This window comes from Stenotrophomonas sp. OVS01A, from assembly GCF_019969775.1.
Taxonomy (GTDB): domain Bacteria; phylum Pseudomonadota; class Gammaproteobacteria; order Xanthomonadales; family Xanthomonadaceae; genus Stenotrophomonas; species Stenotrophomonas indicatrix.
This window is the reverse complement of the sequence record NZ_JAHXYV010000002.1, coordinates 470528-496912: the sequence shown is the minus strand read 5'-3', so window position 1 is coordinate 496912 and position 26385 is coordinate 470528. Positions and strand designations below refer to the sequence as shown.

Here is a 26385-nt window from a genome sequence, read left to right as displayed (position 1 = left end):
TTACTCCAGCCCGTCCAGAAGCTCGTCGACCTTTTCCAGGGTCAGACGCTCATGGTAGTGACCATTGATGACCATCATCGGTGCACCCGCGCAGCCGGCCAGGCACTCTTCCTCGCGCTTGAGGTAGACGCGGCCGTCAGCGGTCGACTGACCGTTCTTGATGCCCAGCTTCTTCTCGCAATGGCGCACGATGTCTTCGGCGCCATTGAGCCAGCAGCTGATGTTCGTGCAGATGGCCACGTTGTTGCGGCCCACCTTCTCGGTCTCGAACATCGAGTAGAAGCTGGCAACCTCGTAGGCCCACACCGGCGGCAGGTCCAGGTACTTGGCCACGCCGGCGATCAGCTCGTCGGTCAGCCAGCCCTGGTTCTGCTCCTGGGCAGCATGCAGACCCTGCAGCACGGCAGAGCGCTTGCGGTCCGGCGGGAACTTGGACAGCCAGTGATCGATGTGAGCGCGGGTTTTGTCGCTCAACACCACCATCGGGTCGACGTCGCGCGCCGCCTCGAAATTACCTGTCGCCTTCATCGGCCGACCTCAGCGAAATGCATAACGTGAAATTGCAGAAACTGCGGCGCCGGCTTGCGCCGGCTGCCTGCAGCGGGCGTTGGCGTGGCGGACGGCATTACCGGTCAACCTCGCCGAACACCAGATCGTAGGTACCGATCATCGCCACCACGTCGGCCAGCATGTGGCCGCGCACGATCGAATCGATCGAGGACAGGTGGGCAAAGCCCGGCGCACGAAGGTGTACGCGGAACGGCTTGTTGGCGCCGTCGGAAACCAGGTAGCAGCCGAATTCGCCCTTGGGCGCTTCAACCGCGGCGTAGGTCTCGCCGGCCGGCACGCAATAGCCTTCACTGAACAGCTTGAAGTGATGGATCAGCGCTTCCATGTCGTCCTTCATGTCCTCGCGCTTGGGCGGAGCGACCTTGAAGTTCTTGACCATGACCGGGCCGGGGTTGGCCTTCAGCCATGCCACGCACTGCTTGATGATGCGGTTGGACTCGCGCATTTCGGCAACGCGGCACAGGTAGCGATCGTAGCAATCGCCTTCCTTGCCCAGCGGGATGTCGAAATCGACGGCATCGTACTTCGCATAGGGGCGCTTCTTGCGCAGATCCCAGGCGACGCCCGAGCCACGCAGCATCACGCCGGTCATGCCCCACTGGTGGGCCAGCTCCGGGGTGACCACGCCGATGCCGACGGTACGCTGCTTCCAGATACGGTTGTCGGTCAGCAGGGTCTCGTATTCGTCGACACGGCCGGGGAACTCATTGGTGAAGTTCTCCAGGAAGTCCAGCAGCGAACCTTCGCGCGAGGCATTGAGGTTCTTCAGGGCCTTGCCCTTGTGCCAGCGCGATTCCTTGTACTTCGGCATGTGGTCCGGCAGGTCGCGGTAGACACCGCCCGGACGGTAGTACGCCGCGTGCATGCGCGCGCCGGAGACCGCTTCGTAGCAGTCCATCAGCTCTTCGCGCTCGCGGAAGGCGTACAGCATCACCGCCATCGCACCCAGGTCGAGCGCGTTGGAACCCAGCCACATCAAGTGGTTCAGGATGCGGGTGATCTCGTCGAACATCGTGCGGATGTACTGCGCGCGCTCCGGCGCCTCGATGCCCATCAGGGTCTCGATCGAGCGCACGTAGGCGTGCTCGTTGCACATCATCGACACGTAATCCAGGCGATCCATGTAGCCGATCGACTGGTTGAAGGGCTTGGATTCGGCCAGCTTCTCGGTGCCCCGGTGCAGCAGACCCACGTGCGGGTCGGCACGCATGATGGTCTCGCCGTCCATCTCCAGGATCAGGCGCAGCACACCGTGCGCGGCCGGATGCTGCGGGCCGAAGTTCATGGTGTAGTTGCGGATTTCCTGCCGGCTTTCGGCAGCGTTGCTGGCGAATGCTTCGCCGGCCTGGTGTACGTGACTCACTTCACTGCCTCCTGCGAGCGCTCGCCGGCAGCGGTCTGCAGGCGGGCGTCGTCGCGGATCACGCGCGGCACGCCGACGCGCGGCTCCACCGAGGTGACCGGTTCGTAGATGACACGCTTCTTTTCTTCGTCGTAGCGGACTTCGACGTTGCCGATCAGCGGGAAGTCCTTGCGGAACGGATGACCGACGAAACCGTAGTCGGTCAGGATCCGGCGCAGGTCAGGATGACCTTCGAAGATCACGCCATACAGATCGAACGCTTCGCGCTCGAACCAGTTCAAGCCCGGCCAGATGCTGGTCAGCGACGACACCACCGGCAGCGCTTCGTCAGGCGCGAAGCAGCGCAGGTGCATCATCAGGTTGTGCTGGTACGAACGCAGCTGCGCGACCACGGCAAAGCGCTGGGTCGGCATGTGCTGCGGACGGGCACCGTCGGCGCTCTCTTCGCTGGGGAATTCGCCCCAGGCGAAGCGGCCCTGGGCCTTGCCCTCGACACCGCGGCTGAAGCCCTGCGAGGACACGTCGGCGGTGTCCCACTCGTCGGAGCCATAACCGAGGTAATCGACGCCGCAGAGGTCCACGGCCTGCTCGAAACCAAACTCGTCACGCAGCGCGAGGGCGGTGGCGTGCCACTCAGCGGCAGGCACTTCCAGCGTCACTTCGCCGCGGGGTTCGACCACGATGACCTTCGCACCTGCGAAACGTGCGGAGAGTCGGTCGATGAAGGATGCTTGCTCTGCCATGGGGGCTTGGCGCGCTCTTGTCAGGTGAAGGGGTCAGCGGGCGATGGTCTGTGTACGCCAGATCTTCTTCTGCAGCTGCAGGATCCCGTACACCAGCGCCTCGGCGGTCGGCGGGCAGCCCGGGACGTAGACGTCCACCGGCACCACGCGATCACAGCCGCGCACCACAGAATAGGAATAGTGGTAGTAACCACCGCCATTGGCGCAGCTGCCCATGGAGATCACCCACTTGGGGTCGGGCATCTGGTCATAGACCTTGCGCAGCGCCGGGGCCATCTTGTTGACCAGGGTGCCGGCGACGATCATCACGTCGGACTGGCGCGGCGACGGGCGGAACACCACACCGTAGCGGTCAAGGTCCAGGCGCGCTGCACCTGCGTGCATCATTTCGACCGCACAGCAGGCCAGACCGAAGGTCATGGGCCACATCGAGCCGGTGCGTGCCCAGTTCAGCAGCGCATCGACGCTGGTGGTGACAAAGCCCTTTTCCAGCAGCGGGTTGTCGCCTTCCGGCCGCAGGATGTCGTCAACCCGCCCTTCCGGGACAGGATTGGTCATCAGGCCATCGAGAGTCTGAATCACTCCCATTCCAGCGCTCCCTTCTTCCAGACATAGATGAAACCGAGGAACAGCATGCCGACGAACAGACCCATGGTGACGAGCGAACGCGCGCCAAGCTCCATGAAGACCTGCGTCCACGGCACGATGAAGATGATTTCCAGGTCGAAGACGATGAACTGGATCGCGATCAGGTAGTAGCGCACGTCGAACTTCATACGCGCGTCTTCGAAGGCTTCGAAGCCGCACTCGTACGGCGACAGCTTTTCCAGATCGGGGCGGCGGGGACCGAGGAATCGACCAACCAGCATCAGCGTAATGCCGATACCGGTGGCAACGATCAGAAACAGCAGAGACGGCAAATATTCGGCCAGCACAGCGATTCTCTCTTGCCTCTGCCGCTGCGCCTGCAGGCGCTTTGGCATGGGGGAGTGGACGGGAAGCTGCCTGGCGCCTTGCGCGCCAGACCAACCCGCTTTACTTACTAAATGGTGCCCAAGAGGGGACTCGAACCCCTACGACCTAAGTCGCTACCACCTCAAGGTAGTGCGTCTACCAATTCCGCCACCTGGGCAAACGATCACATCAGACTATCTTCCCGATGCGCCGCGTATTGTAACCGGCTTCAGTCTTTCTGGGAGCCTTCCGAAGGCTTTTCTTCACCAGAAACCGAAGATTCCGCCTGAGCCGGCACAGTTGCGGCCGGAACCGGGGCGGCCGGGACCGCATCGGCCTTCGGAACGGCCGGCAATTCGCCCGCCGGAGCGGCCGGAGCGCTGGCCGCCGGGGCGGACATCAGACCCAGATCCTGATCGGCGGCCGGGCGGTTGCCATGGCCGGCGTACCAGGCCATGAAGAGGCTGATGCCGAAGAACACCACGGCCAGCCACTTGGTCGACTTGGACAGGAAGTTGGACGCGCCACGCGCACCGAACACGGTCCCCGAGGCGCCAGCGCCAAAGCCCGAACCTGCCGCCGCACCCGAGCCACGCTGCATCAGGATCAGCGCGACCATGGCTACGGCAACCAGCACGTAGACGACATTGAGGATCAACATCAGCATTGGAAATCCGCCCTCGGACTAGAGTGCCGGCGGCTAGCCGGCAACCGTAACTAATTGTTTGCCGCCGCCTCTGCGATGGCCAGGAAGTCGGCGGCCACCAGGGAGGCACCACCAACCAGCCCACCATCGACATCCGGCTGCGCGAACAGTTCCCCGGCATTGTCGGGCTTCACGCTACCGCCGTAAACAATGGGCAGTGAATCAGCAATTCTAGCATCGATGCGCGCGACTTCGCCACGAATGAACGCGTGCACCTGCTGCGCCTGCTCCTTGGTTGCGGTGCGGCCGGTTCCGATCGCCCAGACCGGCTCGTAGGCGACCACGGCATTGGCGAAGCCTGCGGCCCCGACAAGCTCGAGCACCGGGGCCAGCTGGCTGGCGATGACCGCCTCGGTCTGCCCGGCCTCGCGCTGCTCAAGGGTTTCACCGACGCAGAGTACCGGCACCAGGCCGGCATGCAGGGCGGCAGCGAACTTGCGCGCGACCAGTTCGCTGCTCTCGTTGTGGTACTGGCGGCGCTCGGAGTGGCCGACCAGACCATAGCGGGCACCCACCTCGTGCAGCATGGCCGCACAGACCTCACCGGTGTAGGCGCCCTTCTCATTGCTGCTGACGTCCTGTGCACCAAAGGCCAGGCCGGTCTCGCCGAAGTCTTCGACCAGCTCACCCAGGTAGGGCATCGGCGGCAGGATGACCACCTCCACCCCGCTCTTGGGCAGCCCGGCAGCGACCTGCCCCAGCAGTTCGGTGGCGAATTGACGGCTGCCGTGCAGCTTCCAGTTTCCAGCGACGATCTTGCGGCGCATGAGCGGGTGGCTCCTGTGTGAACTCAGCCGCCCATGATACCTGCTGCGGCAAAAAACCGTTTCCGTGTAAGCGGTTACATGGATTTTCAGCCAACGGCGCAGCCCCTCGTGGCGGGTTTAGGTTGGTCGCGGAGAGCCCCGGGTGGATTTGCGGGGTTGGCCGGGCGGGTGGGACTGCGCAGGGGTCGCCGCAAGTACGTCCCTGTAAGCTCGGTCGCCGCATCCATGCGGCTCACGCCCCTGCGCAGCCCCACCCGCCCGGCCCCCTGACACATTCCGGCGGTTCCGCCCGCCACGGAAAGAAAAAAGAAGATCAAAAGCAAAAAGCAAAATCGAAAGCGAAAGCGAAAGCGAAAGCGAAAGCAGAGCTTCAACTCCTCCCTGCCTCGAGCCCTGACAGATCTCATCCACGCATGGCGTGGATCTACCAGACGCAGCCGAACCGTCGTGCCGCCGCCAGATGTAATCCAACCGTCACCGGGAAACTGTCGAAGGCGGGGCGGTGTGGGTTGGCAGGACCGTTGGCGCCATGGGCCCGAGGCATGCCTCGGGCGGGTTGGGCAGGACGCCCAACCCCGGTCTTGCCGTGTGCGCAGGACAGCGCACACGAGCAAGGCGCCATCGAGCCCCCAGGGATGGGTTTACGGCGTGTCCTGCCAGCCCACACCGCCCCGCCCAACCCACAGAAACCCAGAGCCGCTTTGGCTTTGGCTTTGGCCTTGGCTCTGGCCTCTGCGGGTGCAGGGTGCAACCCTGCCGAAACCCCTCCGCTGCGCTCGCCGGGCATGGCCCGGCGCTACCCGTAACAAAAAGGCCGCCTTTCGGCGGCCTTCTTGTTACTTCAGCTTGATCTCGCGCAGGCGCTCTTCGAGGAAACCGTGCGCGGTGATCGGTTCCGGGTACCGGCTCGGGTTCTCCTCGGTGATGCACGAAGGCAGCACGTCGATCAGGAAATCCGGGTTCGGGTGCAGGAAGAACGGCACCGAATAGCGCGGCTGGCGGGCCAGCTCACCCGGGGGATTGACCACCCGGTGGATGGTCGACGGATACACGTGGTTGGTCAGGCGCTGCAGCATGTCGCCGATGTTGACCACGATGGTGTCCGCGTCCGAGGTGAACGGCACCCAGTCCCCGTCATGCGACTGCACTTCCAGGCCTGCCGCGCTGGCACCGACCAGCAGCGTGATGAAGTTGATGTCGCCATGCGCACCAGCGCGCACGTTGGGAATGTCGTCGGTGGTGATCGGCGGGTAGTGGATCGGGCGCAGGATCGAATTGCCGAAATTGGTCTTGTCGGCGAAGAAGTGCTCCGGCAGGCCGATGTGCAGGGCCAGGGCCGAAAGCACGCGCGAACCCAGGTTGTCCAACGCCTGGTACAGGCCGTAACCACGCTCACGGAAGCCCTCGACCTCGGAAGGCCACAGGTTCGGCGCCATCACGTCCCGGTACTTGGAGTCGTCGGCGATCTCGCGGCCGATGTGCCAGAACTCCTTCAGGTCGAAGTGCTTGGAGCCCTTGGCGGTCTCCACACCGAACGGGGTATAGCCGCGGGCGCCGCCGCTGCCAGCCACGTGGTACTTCCGCTTCGTCTCATCCGGCAGTGCGAAGAAGGCCTTGAAGACGTCGTAGGCCGCATCGATGTCGGCCTGCGGAATGCCGTGGTTGCGGATGCCGGCAAACCCCCATTGGCGATATGCCGCCCCCAGCTCGGCCACGAAGGCGTCGCGGTCACTGTCGAAACGGGTGATGTCGAGGGTGGGGATCTGGCTCACAGCGGTTCCTGGCTTGTCGTTGAGTCGGTACGGGCCCGCCATGCAATGGCGACCGATCTGAACATTGTGACAGATAGATCGGAACACGCCACCGACACGCTGAAACAAACCGATACAATGCGCCACCCGCGCGCGGTTTAACGACTTCGTCACGCCGGAAATCGCCCCGTTGCCCACCTGAACCCGCCCCGCCATGGATGCCGCCCTGCCCGACGCCACCGCCGCTGTTATTTCCGGCCCTGCCCGACGCTGGCGCCGGCTGGCCTGGTGGTCCTTGTTCGTGGCCGCCAACGCCGTGCTGGCCGCGCTCATCGCGCTGGGCAACGTGCCGCTACGCGATAACCCCGGCGGCACGCTCGGCCTGGCCTACTTGGCGTTCGCCCTGCCCGGCCACCTGCTCGCGTTCGGTGCCCTGGCTGGCCTGCTGCCGCTGGCCATCGGCCTGTGGCCGCGCAGCGCGCGCGCATTGAGCGTCTCGGCGGTGATCTGCCAGGGCCTGTGGCTGTGCCTGCTGCTGGTGGATGCCAAGGTCTTCGCGCTGTATCGCTTCCACCTCAACGCGATGGTCGCCAACATGGTGTTCGGCGGCGCCCTGCAGGATCAGGTCAGCCTGTCCTGGAAGACCTGGCTGCAGGCGGCGGCTCTGGTATCGGCGATCTTCGCCGCGCAGGGCCTGCTGGCCTGGGCGTGCTGGAAGCTGCTGCCCGCAGCGCCACGGCGGCGGCGGGTACTGCAGGCCTGGGCGGTGGTTGCCCTGCTGATGGGCGGCGGCCAGGTCGCCACTGCCTACTACGACGCGCTCGGCGAACGCGCAGTGATCAGCCAATGGAACTACCTGCCATGGGCGCAGCCGATCACCGCCAAGAGCGCGATGCGTCGCTTCGGCGTGGTCAGCCAGCACCAGGTCGGCCTGCCCGATCCGCGCCATGCCCAGCTCAACTATCCGTTGCAGCCCCTTCGCTGCCAGAGCCACCAGCGGCCGAACGTGCTGATGGTGGTACTGGAGTCGTTGCGCCATGACGTGCTCACCCCGCAGTTCATGCCCAACGCCTCGGCGCTGGCCCGGTCCTCGCGGGTGTACGAACATCATTTCAGCACCGGCAACGCCACCCGTTATGGTCTGTTCGGGCTGCTGTACGGTCTGCCGGGTGGCTACTGGCCCAGCATGCTCGACGAGCAGCGCGGCTCGCAGTTGTTCAAGGTGCTGGGACAGCAGGGCTATGACCTGCATCTGTATGGCAGCGCGCCGCTGTACAGCCCGGAGTTCGATCGCACAGCGTTCGCCGATGTCCGCGACCAGCTGCACCAGGGGCCGTCCGAACTGACCTCCGACGGCCGTGATGCCGCCATCGTCGCTGGACTGCAGAAGGACATCCGCGCCAGCCAGGCTGCGCAGCGCCCGTGGTTTGGTTTCGTGTTCCTCGATTCCACCCACGCGCCCTACCACATGCCGGCCGGCTATCCGCCGCTCGCTACGCCGATGGCCGATGCCATCGATTTTCTCAAGTTCGGCCCCGAGCACGATCCAACGCCGGAATTGAACCGTTATCACACCGCGGTGCATTACGCCGACAGCCTGATTGGATCGCTGCTGGATGACCTGCGTGCGCAGGGACTGGACCAGGACACGATCGTGCTGGTGACCGGTGACCACGCCGAGGAATTCAACGACCTCAAACTCAACTACTGGGGCCACAACGGCAACTTCTCCAACCACCAGCTGCAGGTGCCCTTCGTGCTGCATTGGCCCGGCCAGGGTGGCGGCCGCGACGCGCGGGTCAGTTCGCATGAAGACTGGGTGCCGACGCTGATGCGCCACGGCCTGGGCTGCGAGAACGCATTGACCGACTACAGCACCGGCCACGACCTGCTGGCTGCACCAACCGGCAAGCGTGCGCTGGTGGTGGAAAGCTGGTCGCAGCGTGCGGTGCGCAATGGCGAGGCGATCTACGTGTTCGACAAATTCGGCAACGCCACCGCGCTCGATGCGCGCTACCGCCCCCTGCCGCAACAGACCCCCGACGCCGCCAGCATCCGCGCGGCATGGGAAGCGCTGACGCGCTTCCGCAACCGCTGAATCCAAGGACCGATCCACCATGAACCGTCCGCTGCGCATCCTGCATACCGAAGCCGCCAAAGGCATGGGTGGGCAGGAGATCTACATTTTCCGCCACATGCAGGTGATGCGCGCGCGCGGCCATGACGTCGCCCTGCTTTGCCAGCCGGACGCGCGCCTGGCAAAGCGCGCGCGCGATGATGGCTTCACCGTGCATACGCTGCGCATGGGCGGCCTGGCCCGGCTGCTGCGCGGCATCTGGTCGGTGTCACGGCTGGTCCGCCGCGAGCGCTACGACGTGGTCAACACCACCAGCCGTCGCGATGCATTGATTGCCGCCGCGGGCGCACGCCTGGGCGGCACACCGCTGGTAGTGCGCTCGCGCCACCTGATGAGCCCGGTGAATTCGCTGCTGACCTACACCGGCCTGCCGCACCGGGTCATCACGGTGAGCAATTTCGTCAAGCAACTGCTGGCCGACCGTGGCATTCCCGCCGATCACATCGGCATCGTGCCGCCGATGGCGGTTGCGCCAACCGACACCACGCATGAGCCCTCCTGGCAGGCGTTGCAGGAGGCGCGCGCACGCGTGCGCGCCGAGCTCGGATTCGACGAACAGGACATCGTAGTGGGCTGCGTGGCCGTGCTGCGCGAACCCAAGGGCCACGCCGAACTGCTGCAGGCCATGGTGCCGCTGTGCAAGGCCAATCCCCGCCTGCATCTGGTGGTGGTCGGCGATGGCCAGGCAGTGATGCAGCGCCTGCAGGCCACGTGCGCCGAGCACGACCTGCAGCACCAGGTCCATCTGCTGGGCTTCCGCAGTGATGCCAGTCAGCTGATGCCCGGCTTTGACATCTTCGCCCTGGCCACACACAAGGAAGCATCGGGCACGGTGTTCCTGGAAGCGGCCCAGGCCGGCCTGCCGATCGTGTCGCATCGGGTCGGCGGCGTGCCTGAAATGCTGGTGGAAGGCAGCAATGCCATCCTCACCCGGCTTGGCGACAATGCTGCCCTCACCGGCGCGTTGCGGCTGCTGGTGGACGATCCCGAGCGTCGCCGGCAGATGGGACGTTCCGGCTGGGACTGGATCCGCAGCGCCAAGCGTTTCAGCCCCGAGGGCCACGCTGAAGCCACCGAACACTATTACCACCAATGGATGAAGGAGCTGGGTCATGGCTAATGCCAGAACCGTACCGGTGCTGATGCATCACCACGTCAGCAACTCGCCCGGCATGATCACGGTGTCGCCGGAGAATTTCGAAAGCCAGATCGCCTGGCTGGCGCGCACGGGCTGGACCTCGTTGACGCTGGACCAGTACGCCGGCTTCCTGGCCGGCAAGCCGGTGCCGCGCAAATCGATCGTGATCACCTTCGATGATGGCTACCTGGACAACTGGGTCTACGCCCATCCGATCCTGCAGAAGTACGGCATGCACGCGGTGGTGTTCGTGGTGACCGGCTGGATGCACGAGGGGCCGATGCGCCCGCATGCCGGCATCGCCGGCGCCACGCTGCCGGAAACGCCCGAACATCGCGCCTGCGAAGACCTGATCTACAAGCAGGGCCGCAGTGACGAGGTGATGATGCGCTGGAGCGAAGCACGTGCGGCCATCGAGGCGGGCACGTTCGAGATCCATTGCCATACCCACACCCACACCCGCTGGCTGCGCCGCCAGGACCTGGATCGCGCCCAGCGCCGCGCCGGCATCAGTGGCGACCTCTCGATGGCCAAGGAAGTGCTGCTGGAGAAACTGGGCGAAGTGTCGGACACCCTGTGCTGGCCGTACGGCGATTTCGACCAGGACTATATCGAAGTGGCGCGTGAGCAGGGTTTCCGCTACCTGCATACCACCCATCCGTTCGGCCGCAACGTGGTCGGCGGCGATCCCGAGCGCATCTACCGCTTCGCCATCCGCAACCGGCCGGCAAGCTGGCTGCGCAAACGCATCGCGTGGAGCTACAACCCGCTGATCGCACCCCTGTTCAACGGCTTCAAGGCGCGGCAGAAGAAGATGGTGCCGGGGCCGTGATGGCGCTGCCAGCACTGGGCTGGCACAGCTTCGGCAAGGAAGCTCCAACAGAGTGGAAGGACTACAGGAAATGAACGTTCTGGTTACCGGCGGCGCTGGATTCATCGGCTCCCACACGTGCGTGGAACTGCAGCAGCAGGGCCATGCGGTGGTCGTCGTCGATTCACTGTGCAACAGCGACGCCGGGGTGATCGGCCGGATCGGCGACATCACCGGCATCGCGCCGCTGTTCGTACAGGCCGACGTGCGTGACCGTGCGCGGATCACCGCAGTGCTGCGCGAGCATTCGATCGATGCGGTACTGCATTTTGCCGCGCTGAAATCGGTTGGCGAATCGCGGCAGATGCCGTTGGACTACTTCGACAACAACATCAGCGGCACCCTCGCCCTGCTCGGCGCCATGCGCGATGCCGGCGTGGGCACGTTCGTGTTCAGCTCGTCGGCAACCGTGTACGGCGACCAGGACCATTGCCCGGTGGCCGAAACGGCCTCGACCTGCGCGATGACGCCCTATGGCCGTTCGAAGCTGGTGGTGGAGCAGCTGCTGTCCGACCTGGTCGGCGCCGATACGTCGCTGCATGTGGCAACGCTGCGCTACTTCAACCCGGTGGGGGCGCATTCAAGCGCGCTGATCGGCGAGCTGCCGCACGGAACGCCCAGCAACCTGATGCCCTACATCGCCCAGGTGGCCGCCGGCCTGCTGCCCGAAGTGCAGGTATTCGGAGATGACTATCCGACCTGTGACGGCACCGGCGTACGCGACTACATCCATGTGCAGGACGTGGCGCGGGCCCATGTGCTGGCGCTGCAGTACCTGCGCGACAAGCGCCGCAGCATCACCCTGAACCTGGGCACCGGCAAGGGCCACAGCGTACTGGAACTGATCAAGGCCTTCGAGCAGACCGTCGGCCGGCCGATTCCTTTCCGGATCACCGGTCGTCGTACCGGCGACATCGCGGTGAGTTTTGCCGACCCGTCCCTGGCCCTGCGCGAGCTGGGCTGGACCGCGTGCCATGGCCTGGCGGACATGTGCCGCGACACCTGGAGATGGCAGACGGAGATGCCGCGCAGCGCCTGATGCCTTGCTTGCGGCAGACAGCAACATGGCCGCACAAGCGGCCATGTTGTCGGTTCGATCCAGCGACAGGGTTCAGGCCGCAGCCGCTGTCCTGACCGCCGCCGAAAGCCGGTCCAGGGTGTCCTGCATCAGCGTCGCGTCATCGGCCTCGACCGTGACCCGCACCACCGGTTCGGTGCCGGAGGGACGCAGGAAGGCGCGCCCGCGACCGGATACCGCCTGCTGCGCTTCGAGCAGCGCAGCCTGCACGCTCTCGGCCTGCACGGTGGCCTTGGCCGAGACATCGCCAAGGCGCACGTTGACCGTCTTCTGCGGCACCTTGGACAACGGCTGCAGCGCTTCGCGCAGGTTCTTTCCCTGCTGCTTCAGCGCCACCAGTACCTGCAGGGCACTGACGATGCCGTCGCCGGTGGTGGCCCGGTCCAGGCACAGCAGATGGCCGGACGCTTCGCCACCGAGCACGCCGCCTCCCTCCACCAGTGCCTGATGCACGTAGCGGTCGCCGACGTTGCTGCGCTGGAACGGAATCTGCAGTTCGGCCAGGGCCTTTTCCAGACCGAAGTTGCTCATGAGGGTACCGACCACCGGACCGCGCAGGCGCCCTTCGGCCTGCCATGCGCGCGCCAGGATGTACACCAGGTCATCGCCATCGACCGGGTTGCCGCGGTCATCGGCCATCAATACCCGGTCACCATCACCGTCGAAGGCGATGCCCAGGTCGGCGCGGGTCTCACGCACCTTGGCAGCGAGGTTGTCGATGTGGGTCGACCCGACGCCGTCGTTGATGTTGACGCCATTGGGTTCGGCACCGATGCCGATGACCTCCGCGCCCAGTTCGCGGAACAGCAGCGGCGCGATCTGGTAGGTGGCGCCATGCGCGCAGTCGAGCACCAGGCGCACACCGCGCAGATCGAACGCGCGCGGCACGCTGGACTTGCAGAACTCGATGTAACGGCCGACGGCCTCGCGTGCACGCGAGGCCTTGCCGAGCTTTTCCGAAACGGCCGTGGTGAACGGCACGTCCAATGCGGCTTCCAGCGCCAGTTCGGTAGCATCGTCGAGCTTCTCGCCCTGGGCGGAGAAGAACTTGATGCCGTTGTCGTAGTGCGGGTTGTGCGACGCACTGATGACGATGCCCGCGTCCACGCCCAGCGTACGGGTCAGGAAGGCAACGGCCGGGGTCGGCATCGGGCCGAGCAGCTGCACGTCAGCGCCCGCGGCGACCAGCCCGGCTTCCAGCGCGGCTTCGAACATGTAGCCGGAGATCCGCGTGTCCTTGCCGATCACCACGATCGGACGGCGCCCCTCCTGGCCGCGCTGGGCGACCAGCACGCGGCCAAGGGCGTTGCCAAGGCGCAGCACGAAATCAGCCGAGATCGCCCCTTGGCCGACTCGACCGCGGATGCCGTCGGTACCGAAGTACTTGCGGCTCCCCATCAAGCTTCCTCCGGTGCCGGCTCGCGACGCAGCATCGCCAGCAGGTCGGCCAGGCGGTCGCGCAGTTCACGACGGTCACAGATCTGGTCGATGGCGCCGTGCTCGAGCAGGAACTCCGAACGCTGGAACCCTTCCGGCAGCTTCTCGCGCACGGTCTGCTCGATCACGCGCGGGCCGGCGAAGCCGATCAGTGCACGCGGTTCGGCGATGTTGATGTCGCCCAGCATCGCGAACGATGCCGACACACCGCCGGTGGTCGGGTGGGTCAGCACCGAAATGTACGGCTGTCCGGCTTCACGCAGTTTGCCCAGTGCGGCCGAGGTCTTGGCCATCTGCATCAGCGAGAACAGGCCCTCCTGCATGCGCGCGCCACCACTGGCGGAGAAGCACACGTACGGTGCGCCGATCTCGGCGGCGGTCTCAGCGGCAAGGGCGAAGCGCTCGCCGACCACCGAGCCCATCGAGCCCCCCATGAAGGCGAAATCGAAGGACGAGGCCACCAGGGGACGGCCCTTGAGCAGGCCGCGCATGGCGATCAGCGCGTCGTACTCACCGGTGTTCTTCTGCGCGATCTTGATGCGCTCGCTGTACTTCTTCTGGTCCTTGAACTTCAGCAGGTCGGTCGGCCCCAGGCGGGCAGCGATCTCGGTGGTGCTGTCGGCGTCGAACAGCGCAGCCAGACGGGCGCGCGCGCGGATGGCCATATGGTGGCCGCACTTCGGGCAGACCTCCAGATTCTCTTCCAGCTCCGGACGGTACAACGCACTGCCGCAGTTGCTGCACTTTTCCCACAGGCCCTCGGGGACGCTGCGCTTCTTGCTGGGGGTGTTGTCGGTGCGGATGCCAGACGGCATCAACTTGCTGAGCCAACTCATGCGGGAGGACACTTCCGTTCAGGGCGGCCCGGGGGCCGCAAAGGCGGACAGTCTAGCTCCGCTTTCCCTGCCCGTGCACCCCCTGCCCGGCCTTGGGCCCGCTGGAAAAAACCATGCTGGGACGTACGTTTAGGTGCTGGGTAGCGCCGGGCCATGCCCGGCGGATATTCTTGCGCGCCCCACCGCCGGGCATGGCCCGGCGCTACCATTACTGATCCAGCGCCTGCCGCAGCGGAGCCAGGAACGCTGCGGCGCGCTGCGCCGCATCCTCGGTGGAGGTCGCTTCGGCCAGCACCGCCACCAGTGCGCTGCCGACCACCACGCCGTCGGCCTGGCGCGCCATGGCCGCCGCACTGGCTGCGTCCTTGATGCCGAAGCCGGCCACCACCGGCACGCTGGCCCTGGCCCGCAGCGCCTGCAGGCGTGCGCTGGCCGCGTCGCTGTCCAGTCGTTCCGAGGCGCCGGTGACCCCGGCAAAGCTGACGTAGTACAGATAGCCACGGGCCAGCGCCAGCAGCTTGTCGGCGCGTGCCTCGCTGGTGGTCGGCGATGCCAGCAGAACCAGCGCAAGGCCTGCAGCGTCGAAGGCCTGCTGGGCTTCGCCGGCCTCTTCCGGCGGCAGGTCGACCAGCAGCACGCCGTCCACGCCAGCCGCCACCGCCGCTTCGGCGAACGCCACGTAACCGTGGATCTCCACCGGGTTGAGATAGCCCATCAGCACCACCGGCGTCTGCGTGTCCTGTTGCCGGAACTGCGCCACCGCCTGCAGCACGTAACGGTTGCCGGCACCGCGCGCCAGCGCTCGCTCGGAGCTGCGCTGGATGGTCGGGCCGTCGGCCATCGGATCGGAGAACGGCACGCCCAGTTCGATCACATCGGCACCGGCCTGGACCAGCGCGTGCATGACCGGCACCGTGGCTTCCAGCGAGGGATCACCGGCGGTGATGAAGGGGATCAGGGCCTTGCGCTGCTGCTGGCGCAGGCGCTGGAAACAGTCATCGAGTCGGGAAACAGGCATCTCAGGCACATCCTTCAATCAGTTCAATCGCTTCGCTGGTCCCCCAGTACATCAGGATGACCTTCCCTTCAAACACTTCCAGGCGGATGCCCAGGTCGGAACCCGGATCCTGCCAGGTCAGGTACTCGCCCTGATCGCCGTCGTAGGCATGCGGGCTGGAGACCGGCGCGCCGGGGAACTGCGCCACCGCCTGCGCCCGCGTCATGCCGATGCGCAGTCCGAACGGACCCGGCTGGTCGACCGGCGCCCTGGCGTCCTCGCCCGGACCAAGATCGAAACGGACCACGCGGTCTTCGTCGGTCATCATCGACACGCCGGGCGGCAGCCCCTTGCCGTCGTAGTACTCGCAGCTGCCGCCGATGGCTTCGACCGCGCCCATTGCCTTCCACGGCCCGAAGGCCTTCAGGTCGCTCATGTGCTGGCCGATCAGCACCTCGCCGGCATGATCCAGCGCCACCGACGCCACGGCGGGCGCGTCATCGCTGGAGACGGCGGCCGAGGCCGGTGGATCATCGATGGGCGTGCTCGCAATCGGGTCGACGTCATCGTTGGCCGCCATCGGCTGCGCCGGTTGCGCAGCGGCCTTGGCCGCCGGCGCCAGCACCGGCGGTTCCGGCGGTTGGCACGCGGCCAGGCCCAGCACCAGCAGCACGCCCGTACTGCGCATCAGTGCGCTCACAGCACCAGCCCTTCGCGCGCCGCGATGGTATGCACGTCCTTGTCGCCACGTCCTGACAGGTTGCACAGCACGATCTGGTCGCGCGGACGCCCGCGCGCGAGCTTCATCGCCTGCGCAAGCGCGTGGCTGGACTCCAGCGCCGGCAGGATGCCTTCGGTGTGGGCCAGCAGATGGAAGGCCTGCAGCGCCTCTTCGTCGGTGATGCCGACGTAGCGCGCACGGCCGCTGTCGGCCAGGAACGCATGCTCGGGGCCTACACCCGGGTAATCCAGGCCGGCCGACACCGAATGGGTCTCGATGATCTGGCCATCGTCGTCGCACAGCACATAGGTGCGGTTGCCGTGCAGCACGCCCGGGCGGCCGGCGGCAATGGAAGCTGCGTGGCGGCCGGTGTGGATGCCATCACCGGCCGCTTCAGCGCCGACGATCTCGACCTGGCGGTCGTTGAGGAAGGCATGGAACAGGCCGATCGCATTGCTGCCGCCGCCGACGCAGGCGGTGATCGCATCAGGCAGGCGACCGTACTCGGCCAGCATCTGCTCGCGTGCCTCGCGGCCGACGATGGCGTTGAAGTCGCGCACCATGCGCGGGTACGGGTCTGGACCCGCTACCGTGCCGATGATGTAGAAGGTGTCCTGCACGTTGGTGACCCAGTCGCGCATCGCTTCGTTGAGGGCGTCCTTCAGGGTGGCCGAGCCGGAGGTCACCGGCACCACCGTCGCCCCGAGCAGTTTCATGCGGTAGACGTTGATCTTCTGCCGCTCGATGTCGGTGGCGCCCATGTACACCACGCACTCCAGGCCCAGCCGCGCCGCGACGGTGGCACTGGCCACGCCATGCTGGCCGGCGCCGGTCTCGGCGATGATGCGCTTCTTGCCCATCCGCGCCGCCAGCAGCGCCTGGCCGATGGTGTTGTTGATCTTGTGCGCGCCGGTGTGGTTCAGGTCCTCGCGCTTGAGCAGGATCTGGGCGCCACCGACGTGGTCACTCAATCGTTCAGCATGGTAGATCGGGCTCGGCCGGCCCACGTAATGGGCCAGGTCGCGGTCATAGGCCAGCTGGAACGCCGGATCCTGGCGGGCCTGGTCATAGGCCTGGGCCAGTTCCTGCAGCGGGCCGACCAGGGTTTCGGCGACGAAGCTGCCACCGTAACGGCCGAAGTGGCCCTGGGCGTCAGGGAAGGCATGGAAATCGGCGATGGGAGAGTCAGGCATGGAGACGACCGGTCGTTCAGACAGGTGGATACTCTAGCGCACGGATTGTGCCCGGAAAATGGATATTATCTGGCCTATCCCGTCAGGAAATCTCACATGAGCACGTCACCGCTGCCGCCCTTGAATGCCCTGCGGGCGTTCGAGGCCACCGCACGCCTGGGCGGGGTCGGCCGCGCGGCCCAGGCGCTGCATGTGACCCATGGCGCGATCAGCCGGCAACTGAAGCTGCTGGAAGACCATCTGGGCCTGGCCCTGTTCCAGCGCGCGGGCCGCGGACTGCGCCTGACCGCCGCCGGCACCCGCCTTCAACAGGCCTGCAGCGAGGCGTTCGGCGGCATTGAAGACTGCGTGCGCGAACTGCGGCGGCCAAGCGCAGAGCCGGCCCTGGTGCTGGGCTGCAGCGGCAGCGTGCTGGCGCGCTGGATGATTCCGCGGCTGCCGGCACTGCAGGCTGCCCTGCCCGGCGTGCGCCTGCAGTGGTCGGCCCTGGATGGCAGTTTCACCGAGGCGCAGGCCACGCTGGATGCGGTGCTGCTGCTGGCACAGGGACCATGGCCGCGCGGCTGGCAGGTGCGCGAGCTGGCACCGGAACGGGTGGGTGTGGTGGTGGCGCCCTCGCACCCGGCGGCGCAACGGTTGCGCCATGTCCTCCCGTCGGCCTTGCTCCGGGAAACGCTGCTGCACACCAGTTCGCGCCCGCAGGCGTGGCCTGCATGGGCGCAGTCGCACGGGCTGGACCCGGCCCAGCTGCAGCTCGGCACCGGCTTCGAACACCTGTACTACCTGCTGGAAGCAGCGGTAGCGGGGCTGGGCCCGGCGATCGCGCCGGAGCCACTGGTGGCCGAGGATCTGGCAGCCGGGCGGCTGGTCGCGCCGTGGGGGTTCGCCGCGACCGGCGGGTTCTGGGTGCTGGCGCGGCCGGACGGCCCTGTCGATGCACGCGTGGACGCGTTGGCTGATTGGGCGGTAGCCCAGCTGAAGTGAAGATCGCCGCCACAAAGTGGCCGCCAGGGCAGGCAACCTCGCTTGACGTCGATTACATCCCGTCAGAAAACAGGTCGAGCACGTCAGCACTGACCCAGCCCTGCGCGCAGTTGCCAGCGTAGTGTCCCGGCCCTGCCACGTGGCAGGCTTCGCTTCCCATTTCCTTCATGCCGCTGATGGGCCTGTCACCATAGGTCTCACACAACGCGCTGCCTTTGCACTTGTCGACCGTTGCGGCGGGAATGGCGACCACGTAATAGAAGAGCGGATTCTGTCCGGCACGACCGATGCCCTGTACGCAGACCAGCTGCCCTTTCGACAGCCTTGCGGTCGTCGAAACCCTGCTGCCGGTGCTCGGCACTGCGTCCAGGGTGTCCACGCCCTTATCCTCGGCAACGCCGGCGAAGAAGCCCTGTTCGCCACAGGCCGGGGAAAGCTCGACGTCGTAGAAATCACCGCTGTCGACGTCACCCGCCGTGCAGCCAGCGCCCTTGCTGGCGTCGCTGCATTTCACCCCGCTGGCCTGGATCAACGCGGCCAACCCGCTGTCGGCCGATGCTGATGCAGACACGGGTGCGGCCGTCGAAGCAGTGGCGGGCGCCGTTGCAATGGTTGGCGACGAAGTGGCCGGGCTCGACGATTCTCCGGCGGCGCACGCAGCCAGAGCGAGCAGCAAACCTGGAACAGCGGCGATGTGGGCCATGCGCGAACGGAGAAGGGGCATATCCATTTGCAACCTCATTGACGGCATGTCGCACCGCAGACGTCGCGCGATGGTGGAACGCGCACGGCTGGCACCCACCCGTGGCAGGTTGGGTGCATTGTGTCCGGCCAGATGCCTGGTGGATGTGGGGTGACCGTTACGACGCCGTCGGCGCCGCCAGGCGCTGCTGCAGGTCCTCGCGCAGGCGCGACAGCTCAACTTCGGCCTGCTGCCGCTGCTGCATGCCTTCGCGATGGATGCTGCGCACTTCCTCGACGGTAGCGATCAGCTGATCGTGAACGTGGCGCAGCGTGGCCACGTCGATCACGCCGCGCTGGTTGCTGCGTGCGGTGTCCACCGACGCCTGGCGCATCAGGTCGGCATTGCGTCGCATCAACTCATTGGTCGCATCGTCAATGGCATTGGCCAGTTCGGCGGCGTTCTTCTGTTCGCCCAGCGACAACTGGATCGCGAACTGGCGCTTCCACGAGGGGATGGTGATGTCGCGGACGGTGTTGAACTTCTCGATCAGCTGCAGCGCATTGGCCTGGATCAGGCGGATCATCGGCAGCGACTGGTCAGCCGCGTGCTGCATCAGCTGCAGGTCGGAGACGCGCTTCTCGATCAGGCGGATCGCATTGTCGATCTCGCTCTGGCGGATGCGCTGCTGCGGGTCATCGCTGCCCTGACCCAGCAACTGCTCGGACTGCAGCTGGGCCAGGCGCTGCTTGCCGGCGGCGGCATACAGGCCCAGCGCATGACGCTCCTCGCGGACGATGTCATGCATGCGGTCGAAATCGCTTACCCGCTTGCCCATCAGCGCCTGTTGCGCACCCACGTCGCCGAGCAGCTGTTCGATCTGCGAATTGGTATCGCTGAACTTCTGCACCAGCTCGCCCTTGGAAGAACGCAGGCGATCGATCAGGCCACCGATCAACGGCACCTTCGAGCGCTGGGAAAAACCATCCAGCTTGAGCTCGCGCGCGATGCGCACCACTTCGCCGAGTTTCTCGCCATTGGCGTCGAGGTCACGGTTGCGCACCTGGTCCAGCAGCTGGCTGGAGAAGGCCGTTGTGCGTGCGGCGGCCTCACGGCCGAACACCTGCAGGTTGCCCGGACGCAGGTCTTCCAGCTCGCGGCCGATTTCGGCGATGCGCGGCAGGTCGTCGCGGACCAGGCCGAGGGCATTCAACGTGCTGTCATCAAGTTCAGGGGCGGGCGTGGTGGCGGGCACGAGCGTGCCGGAGTTCTGGCTGTCCTGGGTCATCGGGCAGTGTCCTTGCGGTGGATAAGCGGCAGCGGCGGCCGGCTCAGGGCAGTCTAGCCTGAGCGGCAGCTACTTCGTCGTCGATCTGGGCCTGCAGCGTGGCTGCCTGCTCGGCCTGTGCAGCCTGCGCCAGTGCCTGGCGCGCCAATGCGGCCTGGCGCCAGGCCGGCAGCAGGACATCGTGGATGCGGACGAAGCGCTGCAGCAGGGCTTCGTCCTGCTCCTGCAGCAGCCGCCACTGCCCGTTTTCGATGCGTCGCAGCGTGGCAAGCCGCCGCAGATGGTCCACGCGTGGGGCCAGCGCGACCTGCGCAGCTCCCTGCAGTGTCGCCAGCTGCGCGGCGCCGAACGTGGTCCAGGCCTCCAACGCGGCGGCAGCCGCATCGTTGTCATTGATGGCCCGGGCACGCTGCTGCACACGCTGCGCGAGACCCTGGGCCTGCTCGCGCGCCTGCAGCGCCAGCACGCCCAGCTGCGCCTGCAGCCCCTGCGCCTGTGCCTGGCGTTCAACGTCACGGCCGAGCAGGCGCCCCCACCAGCTCTCCTGCCGGCGCAGGCGCGCCGGATCGCTGGCCTGCAACGCCAATGCGATCCGCGCCAGCGCAGCCACCAGTCCCTCGCCTTCCGCGCCGGCCTGCAACGGTGCAGGCTCGGCCAATACCTGCAGCAAGTGGCTGCCATACGCTGCCAGCGTGGCCACATCGGCGCGCGCCGGAAGCGTGGGTTCGGGCAGGGAGCGCACGCAGGTCACGGCAGTGGCGGCGGCCGTGGGCCGTCATCAGCCACCGTTTCCGGCGGCAATGATTCACCGTAGAAGTGGCGCATCAGCGCTTCGTCCAGCGCACGTTCTTCCGGAGTCGCTGCACGACGCACCCGCGGGCGACGACGCGTGTCGGTCGTGACCACATCGGCCGTTACCTGCTGCCGGGCCCACCCGGCAAACGCCGCCAACGTCTGCGACAACTGCACCTGCTGTTCCTGCGAGGCGACCAGCAACTGCAGCAGCGGTGCCAGACCAGCCTGCAGGTCTTCGGCCAATGGCGTGGCTGCGGCCTGCGGTACGGCGGCAGCCGGCGCGCTGGCCGGACGTGCATCGGCCAGGCGCTGCAGCGCTGCCAGCAGGGCCGGCCATGGCGCAGGCTCCGGTGCGACGGCCACCTCTGCCGACGGTGGCGGTGGCAGCTGCAACGCACTGGCGATGTCGGCCAGCTGCGCGACCACGCGGCCGCCGACATCACTGTCACCGGCACCCATTGCCTTGTTGCGCAGGAAATCACGCTTGATCTGCGCCCAGCGTTGCGCGCGTTCTTCATCGAGCACGCCACGCAGCTCGGCCAGCTTCAGCAGATTCTCTTCGGCACCGGTGGTCAGCAGCTGCGCTTCGCCCAGGTAGTGGTCGGAGATCAGCTGCTGCAGCTCGTCGTCATTCATCACCGGCGAAATCTTCTCCGCCAGCTTGTTCATGTTGCGGTAGCTGCCCTGCAGGCGGAAGGGCGGCTCGGTGCGATAGCGGTCATCCTGGGCAGCGCTGGCGATGTACTGCTGGTTGACCTTGTAGACCACATCGCGGACCTGCAGCATGCGCTGCAGGGTGGCGGTGATCTCGTTGATCTCGGCGCCGCTGTAGGCGTGGCTCAGCCCGTTGGTGGACACATCCTTGCCCATCGCGCGGTCGACCAGCAGGTACAGGTCGGCCATCTCGCGCGTGGCCAGCGGCGCCAATACCGGGTTGGAGGTCAGGCTGTTCTCGATGTAGCTGAGCGTGAAGGCAGATTCCATGCCACCGAGCACATCGCCCAGGTTGTAGATGTCGGCACGGTTGGCCAGCATGTCCGGAATCTTGAACACTTCGCCGGATTCGGTGTACGGGTTGCCGGCCATGACCACGCAGAACTTCTTGCCACGCATGTCGTAGGTGCGCGTACGGCCGCGCCATACGCCTTCGATGCGGCGCGTGCCATCGCACAGCGAGATGAACTTCTGCAGGAACTCGGGGTGCGTGTGCTGGATGTCATCGACATACAGCATGGTGTTGTTGCCCATCTCCAGCGCCAGGTTGAGCTTTTCCAGCTCCTGCCGCGAGGTGGCGTCCGGTGCCTGCTGCGGATCCAGCGACCGCACTTCGTGGCCCAGCGCCGGGCCGTTGATCTTCATGAAGACCAGGCCGAGGCGATGTGCCACGTACTCCATCAACGTGGTTTTGCCGTAACCGGGCGGCGAGATCATCATCAGCAGACCCATCAGGTCGCTGCGCTTGTTCTCGCCAACGGTACCCATCTGCTTGGCCAGGTTGTCGCCGATCACACCGAGATATACGTCGTTGATCAGCTTGTTGCGCACGAAGGAAGACAACGGCCGGGCCTTGAACTCCGACAGCCGCAGGGTTTCGCGTTCGCGACCGATGATGCCCTGGCGCACCGCCTGATAGGCATGGAAGGCCGGTACGAACGCCTGCAGGTGATGCTGCAGGCGTGCCAGGAAATCGTCCAGCGACACGGTCAGGCTGCCGTTGCGGATGCGGGCGTGTTCACCCAGCAGGCCGCTGACCTCCGCCTGCAGCGGTGCATCGCTGGCACGGGTGCGCAGCTGTCGCTGCACCAGCAGCAATGCCGCTGCTTCTTCGACATAGCCGGCATGCGCCGACTGTGCCGGCAGCCCGGCGAGCGCCCGCAGCCATTGCCCGGCCAATGCCCAACGCATGGCCAGCGGATCCTGCGAGCGCTGCAGCGCACGTTCAAGCGCATCACGCTGGCCCGCCTGCTCCAGTTGCTGCGACAGCGCGTCCAGCAATGCCTGCGCGTGCCGGCTGGTGCTGAACACCGGCTCGCCGGCCACCAGTTCTTCGCCCAGGTATGCCGCTGCTGCATCGGCGGCGGCAGCGTCAAACGGCAGTGCATGCGCGAGTGCATGGTCATGCAGCGCCTTGGCCATTTCCGCACGCAGGGCCTGGCGCCCCTCATCGGAACCGAACAGGCGCGCGATGGCCTCGGCACCAGCCTGCCGGCCGGGCCACTGCGCCACGGCTTCATCGCGTTGCCGCGCGGCCCAGAACAGCAGTGCCAACGCACGCACATGGGGCGAATGCCGCAGCGGTCCGGCGGCCTGCTGCAGCGGCAACAGCGCGCGCAGGATCAGGGCGGCGTCATGGTCATGGATACCGCGCTCGTAGCCTTCGCGGTAACGGGGCGCGGCAAAGGCGCGGACCCGCTGGCCCAGCGCTTCCGGTTCGGCTGCATCGTGCTGCAGCTGGGCCAGGTCCAGGCCATCGCGACCCTCCTCCGCAGCCAGCAACAGGCACCCGGCCAGGTATTCGCCGCGGTAGATCGCTGCCGATTCCGAATCCAGGGTCACCGGCCAGAACGGCTTGAGCGCATCAAGCTCGGGATCGTGCAGGGTCTCCAGGAAATCGGTGCCGGTGAGGTGGATGGCAAGGGTTTCACCCCGTGGCAGCAGGGTCAGGTCCAGCGCCTGGGTGTTCACGCTGAATCGATGGCGCGGGCCAAGGCGGACCACGTTGCCGCCGGCCTCGTACAGGTCGCTGCGGTCGCGCAGCTGGCGCACGGCCTGGTCGCGCACGCCCTTCAGGCGGGCCTCGACATCGTCTGCCTTGACGTTGTCGCGCAGCGCACGCAGGCGCTCGGCCAGTTCACGCAGCTTGAGGATCAGCGGATCGCCGGCGAAGAACGCGTTGAGCTCGTCGGCCGTGCCGAACCGCTCGGTACGCTTTCCGAGGCCATCAAGGATGCGGTTGGCGGCATCGAGCACCGAGCGCGCCTTGCGCTGGCGATCATCCAGCAGGGCCTGCTTGTGCGTATCGAAGGCTTCGACCAGCTCTTCGCGCTTGCTCAGGATGTCGCCGAGGAACTGCTCGTGCTCGCCGAACTGGCTTTCCAGTTCTTCCAGCTGCACCAGCAGGCGCGACAACTGTTCGTCGGCCCGCTCAGGGTCGCTGGCCATCGCCAGCGCGCTGGTGATCGACTGCGAGAACAGGGCGAACTGGGCGGCGAACTGGGCCACGGCTTCGGCCGAACCCAGCGACTTGCGGCGCTGTTCGGCGCGTGCGCGCGCCTGGTTCAGGCGCCCGTACAGCAGCGAGATGGATTCGACGACGCGGGTACGCGCGGTCGCATCGTCGACCTTCAGTCCGGCCATCAGCTCGGACAGCATGTCCAGATCGCCGGCCATGCCGCGCAGGCCGTCCAGCTGCTCATCCAGCTGGCGTGCACTGGCGGCCTGCTGTGCGGCTTCGTCCAGCGCCTGCATGCGGGCGGTCAAGGGGGCCAGTGCTGCATCGCCGGCAAGGAAGGTACCGGTGGCGGCGCCGACACGGTCGTGCGCCTGCACCAACTCGGCGGCCATCGCCTCGATGCGCGCGGTATCGATATAGCGCAGTTCGCGGATGGTCAGCAGTCGACCGCGCAGTGCGGTGATCGCGTTGAGCGCTTCGACGAAGGCCTGCACCTCGTTCCAGTTTTCCGGCTGCAGCCGGCCCAGCAGCGCCTTGTGCGTGGCCTCGGCCTCAGCCATTGCCTGGGCCGACTGCTGGCGGATCGACTGCACCTTTTCGTATTCGTCCAGCACCGATTCGCCGGTGGCGCTGATCTGCCGCAGCAGGGCTTCGGCGCCATCGCAGGCCTCGTCACCCAGCCAATGATGCGCATCGAAAAGCCGCCGGGTGTCGGCTACCAGGCGCTGGTAGCGCTGCACCGATACATCCTGGCCGTCGATCTCGCGCGCCAGGTTGAACAGGTTGGAGATGCCGCGAACCAGCTCGGCGTTGCCGATGCGCCCCATGAAGGTATTGCCGGGCGGACGGCTGGCGGCGAACTCATCGCTGCTGAAGGGCGTCTGCCAGACCTGCATCGGATGGATGCGGGTCGGCTCGGTGCCTTCGGCATGGAACAGCACCATGCGCCCGTCCTGCATGAAGGCATAGCCGTGGCCGAACACGGGGTTCTGCAGCACGCGCTGGATGGTGTTGTAGACGAACAGCGCCGAACGCCCGCCTTCGCGCTCGTAGAAGATGTACAGCACGTCCTCGCCGTTGGGCGAACGGATGCTGCGCTTGAACTGCATGCCATCCATCGAGGCGTCGAACGCCTTGTGCTCGCCACCCTGCAGGTAATAGCCGCCGGGGAAGATGATGCCGTGGTCTTCGGGCAGCTGCACGCAGGCCTGGACGATGGCATCGTTGCGCACGATGTCGCCGGTAAGCGTGTTGTAGATCAGTCCGCGCCATTCGGTTTCGCGGTAGGGCAGCACTTTCAGCAGCACCAGCGAGCCGACCCGGGCGAACTCGAACTGGGCATCGTCCAGCGACTGCGTGCTGTCCTCCACCGGTTCGCTGTAGATGCCCTGCCCGGTTTCGGTGTTGTTCTCCACCTTGATGGTGAGATCGCCACCGGTGGTTTCCACGAACAGGGTATCGAGGATGTTCAGATGCGAATGGCGGCCGTTGACGGCAAGGTCGCGCGTGGCGCGGGTCCATTCGAAATCGAAGGGTGGCGGCAAGGCGATGTCACGCTCGCCGCGCGCATCGAGATAGGTCAGTTCACCTTCGCGTGACAACGCCCAGCGGAACACGCGCACGTCGCTGCTGCGCTCACCGATCTGGAACGAGGCCAGCAGCTTGTCGCCCACCACGATCAGCTGCAGCAGGCGCGCATGCTTGTAGTACGCGTACAGCTCGTTGAAGTCATGCACGAAGCCGGGCTGGTCGAGGAAACTGCCCCTCAGTTCAAGGGCAGCGACGTCGTAGCCATCAGCGCCCTGTACCAGCCGGTACAGACCGAACACATCTTCGATGCGGGTCTGGGTCTTGAGCCCGATGAACACGTTGTAGCCGAACAGCAGGCGATCCGGGCCGACCTGGACGATGTCGCGGCCGACACAGTTGTTCTCGCTGCGGATGCGGAAACGGCCGACCACCTCCAGGCGGCTGTCGCCGAACTCGGCCAGGCGCTGGCGGTTCAGCTGCTCGGCAACGGCCTGCAGGCGCTGGCCCTGTTCGCCGAGACGGCGCCGCAGGACTTCATAGGCGCCGCCCTGGGCTACGGCCTGGTCGACGGTATCGCCGGCAGCCTCTGGTGCGACGGACTCGGTGGACGGTTTGGTTTCGGACATCAGCAGGTTTCCGGCTCACGGACGGCCGGCCGTCGATGCGGCCGGC

22 protein-coding genes and 1 tRNA gene are annotated in these 26385 nt (G+C 66.2%); 5 read left to right on the top strand and 18 right to left on the bottom strand.

Annotation, left to right across the window (positions count from 1 at the left end; all coding sequences use genetic code 11):
• The 9 genes from nuoE to LC407_RS10975 form a co-directional block, all read right to left on the bottom strand.
• Positions 1–528 (bottom strand): NADH-quinone oxidoreductase subunit NuoE, encoded by a 528-nt coding sequence (gene nuoE, locus LC407_RS11015; RefSeq protein WP_025876204.1) that lies wholly within the window; start codon positions 526–528, stop codon positions 1–3.
• Between the two features lie 97 nt (positions 529–625).
• Positions 626–1933: an NADH-quinone oxidoreductase subunit D gene (locus tag LC407_RS11010; RefSeq protein ID WP_025876202.1), complete on the bottom strand. Its 1308-nt coding sequence runs from the start codon at positions 1931–1933 to the stop codon at positions 626–628.
• The gene (locus tag LC407_RS11005) at positions 1930–2676 is read right to left on the bottom strand and encodes an NADH-quinone oxidoreductase subunit C (RefSeq protein ID WP_025876200.1); all 747 of its coding nucleotides are present in this window, start codon (positions 2674–2676) and stop codon (positions 1930–1932) included. Before LC407_RS11005 ends, LC407_RS11010 begins: the two co-directional genes overlap by 4 nt.
• Before the next feature lie 33 nt (positions 2677–2709).
• Positions 2710–3264, bottom strand: coding sequence for an NADH-quinone oxidoreductase subunit B (locus LC407_RS11000; protein ID WP_025876198.1), 555 nt, complete (start codon positions 3262–3264; stop codon positions 2710–2712).
• Positions 3255–3611: an NADH-quinone oxidoreductase subunit A gene (locus LC407_RS10995; RefSeq protein ID WP_005414075.1), complete on the bottom strand. Its 357-nt coding sequence runs from the start codon at positions 3609–3611 to the stop codon at positions 3255–3257. The genes LC407_RS11000 and LC407_RS10995 overlap by 10 nt, the downstream gene beginning before the upstream one ends.
• Before the next feature lie 112 nt (positions 3612–3723).
• Positions 3724–3808 (bottom strand) — tRNA-Leu (locus tag LC407_RS10990).
• Between the two features lie 51 nt (positions 3809–3859).
• Positions 3860–4297: a preprotein translocase subunit SecG gene (secG, locus tag LC407_RS10985; protein WP_025876192.1), complete on the bottom strand. Its 438-nt coding sequence runs from the start codon at positions 4295–4297 to the stop codon at positions 3860–3862.
• Between the two features lie 50 nt (positions 4298–4347).
• Positions 4348–5103, bottom strand: a complete 756-nt coding sequence (gene tpiA / locus LC407_RS10980) for a triose-phosphate isomerase (protein WP_025876190.1) — start codon at positions 5101–5103, stop codon at positions 4348–4350.
• 836 nt (positions 5104–5939) lie between these two features.
• A complete protein-coding gene (locus LC407_RS10975; protein WP_049469229.1) occupies positions 5940–6917 on the bottom strand; it encodes a 2-oxoglutarate and iron-dependent oxygenase domain-containing protein in 978 nt (325 codons plus the stop codon).
• Between the two features lie 151 nt (positions 6918–7068).
• On the opposite strand from LC407_RS10975, the gene LC407_RS10970 reads away from it, so the two are divergent.
• The 4 genes from LC407_RS10970 to galE all read left to right on the top strand — a co-directional run bounded on the left by LC407_RS10970 (position 7069) and on the right by galE (position 12039).
• Positions 7069–8952, top strand: coding sequence for a sulfatase-like hydrolase/transferase (locus tag LC407_RS10970; protein WP_223482828.1), 1884 nt, complete (start codon positions 7069–7071; stop codon positions 8950–8952).
• Positions 8953–8971: 19 nt separating this feature from the next.
• Entirely contained in the window at positions 8972–10111 is a 1140-nt protein-coding gene (locus LC407_RS10965; protein ID WP_059064708.1) for a glycosyltransferase family 4 protein, read from the top strand.
• Entirely contained in the window at positions 10104–10961 is an 858-nt protein-coding gene (locus tag LC407_RS10960) for a polysaccharide deacetylase family protein (protein ID WP_025876181.1), read from the top strand. Before LC407_RS10965 ends, LC407_RS10960 begins: the two co-directional genes overlap by 8 nt.
• Positions 10962–11031: 70 nt before the next feature.
• Complete coding sequence (galE, locus tag LC407_RS10955) at positions 11032–12039, top strand: UDP-glucose 4-epimerase GalE (RefSeq protein WP_223482827.1); 1008 nt, start codon at positions 11032–11034, stop codon at positions 12037–12039.
• 72 nt (positions 12040–12111) lie between these two features.
• Here the strand turns inward: galE and glmM are convergent, their stop codons facing one another.
• From glmM to trpB, 5 genes are all read right to left on the bottom strand, one after another.
• Positions 12112–13476 (bottom strand): phosphoglucosamine mutase, encoded by a 1365-nt coding sequence (gene glmM / locus LC407_RS10950; protein ID WP_032975001.1) that lies wholly within the window; start codon positions 13474–13476, stop codon positions 12112–12114.
• Positions 13476–14351 (bottom strand): acetyl-CoA carboxylase, carboxyltransferase subunit beta, encoded by an 876-nt coding sequence (accD, locus tag LC407_RS10945; protein ID WP_032975002.1) that lies wholly within the window; start codon positions 14349–14351, stop codon positions 13476–13478. The genes glmM and accD overlap by 1 nt, the downstream gene beginning before the upstream one ends.
• Positions 14352–14559: 208 nt before the next feature.
• Positions 14560–15369, bottom strand: a complete 810-nt coding sequence (gene trpA / locus LC407_RS10940; RefSeq protein WP_140228026.1) for a tryptophan synthase subunit alpha — start codon at positions 15367–15369, stop codon at positions 14560–14562.
• 1 nt (position 15370) lies between these two features.
• The gene (locus LC407_RS10935) at positions 15371–16048 is read right to left on the bottom strand and encodes a hypothetical protein (RefSeq protein WP_223482826.1); all 678 of its coding nucleotides are present in this window, start codon (positions 16046–16048) and stop codon (positions 15371–15373) included.
• Complete coding sequence (gene trpB, locus LC407_RS10930) at positions 16045–17262, bottom strand: tryptophan synthase subunit beta (RefSeq protein WP_032975005.1); 1218 nt, start codon at positions 17260–17262, stop codon at positions 16045–16047. Before trpB ends, LC407_RS10935 begins: the two co-directional genes overlap by 4 nt.
• Before the next feature lie 96 nt (positions 17263–17358).
• Between trpB and LC407_RS10925 the strand changes: the two genes are divergently transcribed.
• Positions 17359–18246, top strand: coding sequence for a LysR family transcriptional regulator (locus LC407_RS10925; RefSeq protein ID WP_223482825.1), 888 nt, complete (start codon positions 17359–17361; stop codon positions 18244–18246).
• A gap of 52 nt (positions 18247–18298) precedes the next feature.
• On the opposite strand, the gene LC407_RS10920 is transcribed toward LC407_RS10925, so the two are convergent.
• From LC407_RS10920 to LC407_RS10905, 4 genes are all read right to left on the bottom strand, one after another.
• Entirely contained in the window at positions 18299–18976 is a 678-nt protein-coding gene (locus LC407_RS10920; protein WP_223482824.1) for a hypothetical protein, read from the bottom strand.
• 130 nt (positions 18977–19106) lie between these two features.
• A complete protein-coding gene (locus LC407_RS10915; RefSeq protein WP_223482823.1) occupies positions 19107–20216 on the bottom strand; it encodes a toxic anion resistance protein in 1110 nt (369 codons plus the stop codon).
• Positions 20217–20259: 43 nt separating this feature from the next.
• A complete protein-coding gene (locus tag LC407_RS10910) occupies positions 20260–20958 on the bottom strand; it encodes a hypothetical protein (protein WP_223482822.1) in 699 nt (232 codons plus the stop codon).
• Positions 20959–20963: 5 nt separating this feature from the next.
• Complete coding sequence (locus tag LC407_RS10905; protein ID WP_223482821.1) at positions 20964–26339, bottom strand: DNA repair ATPase; 5376 nt, start codon at positions 26337–26339, stop codon at positions 20964–20966.
• Positions 26340–26385 lie beyond the last annotated feature (46 nt).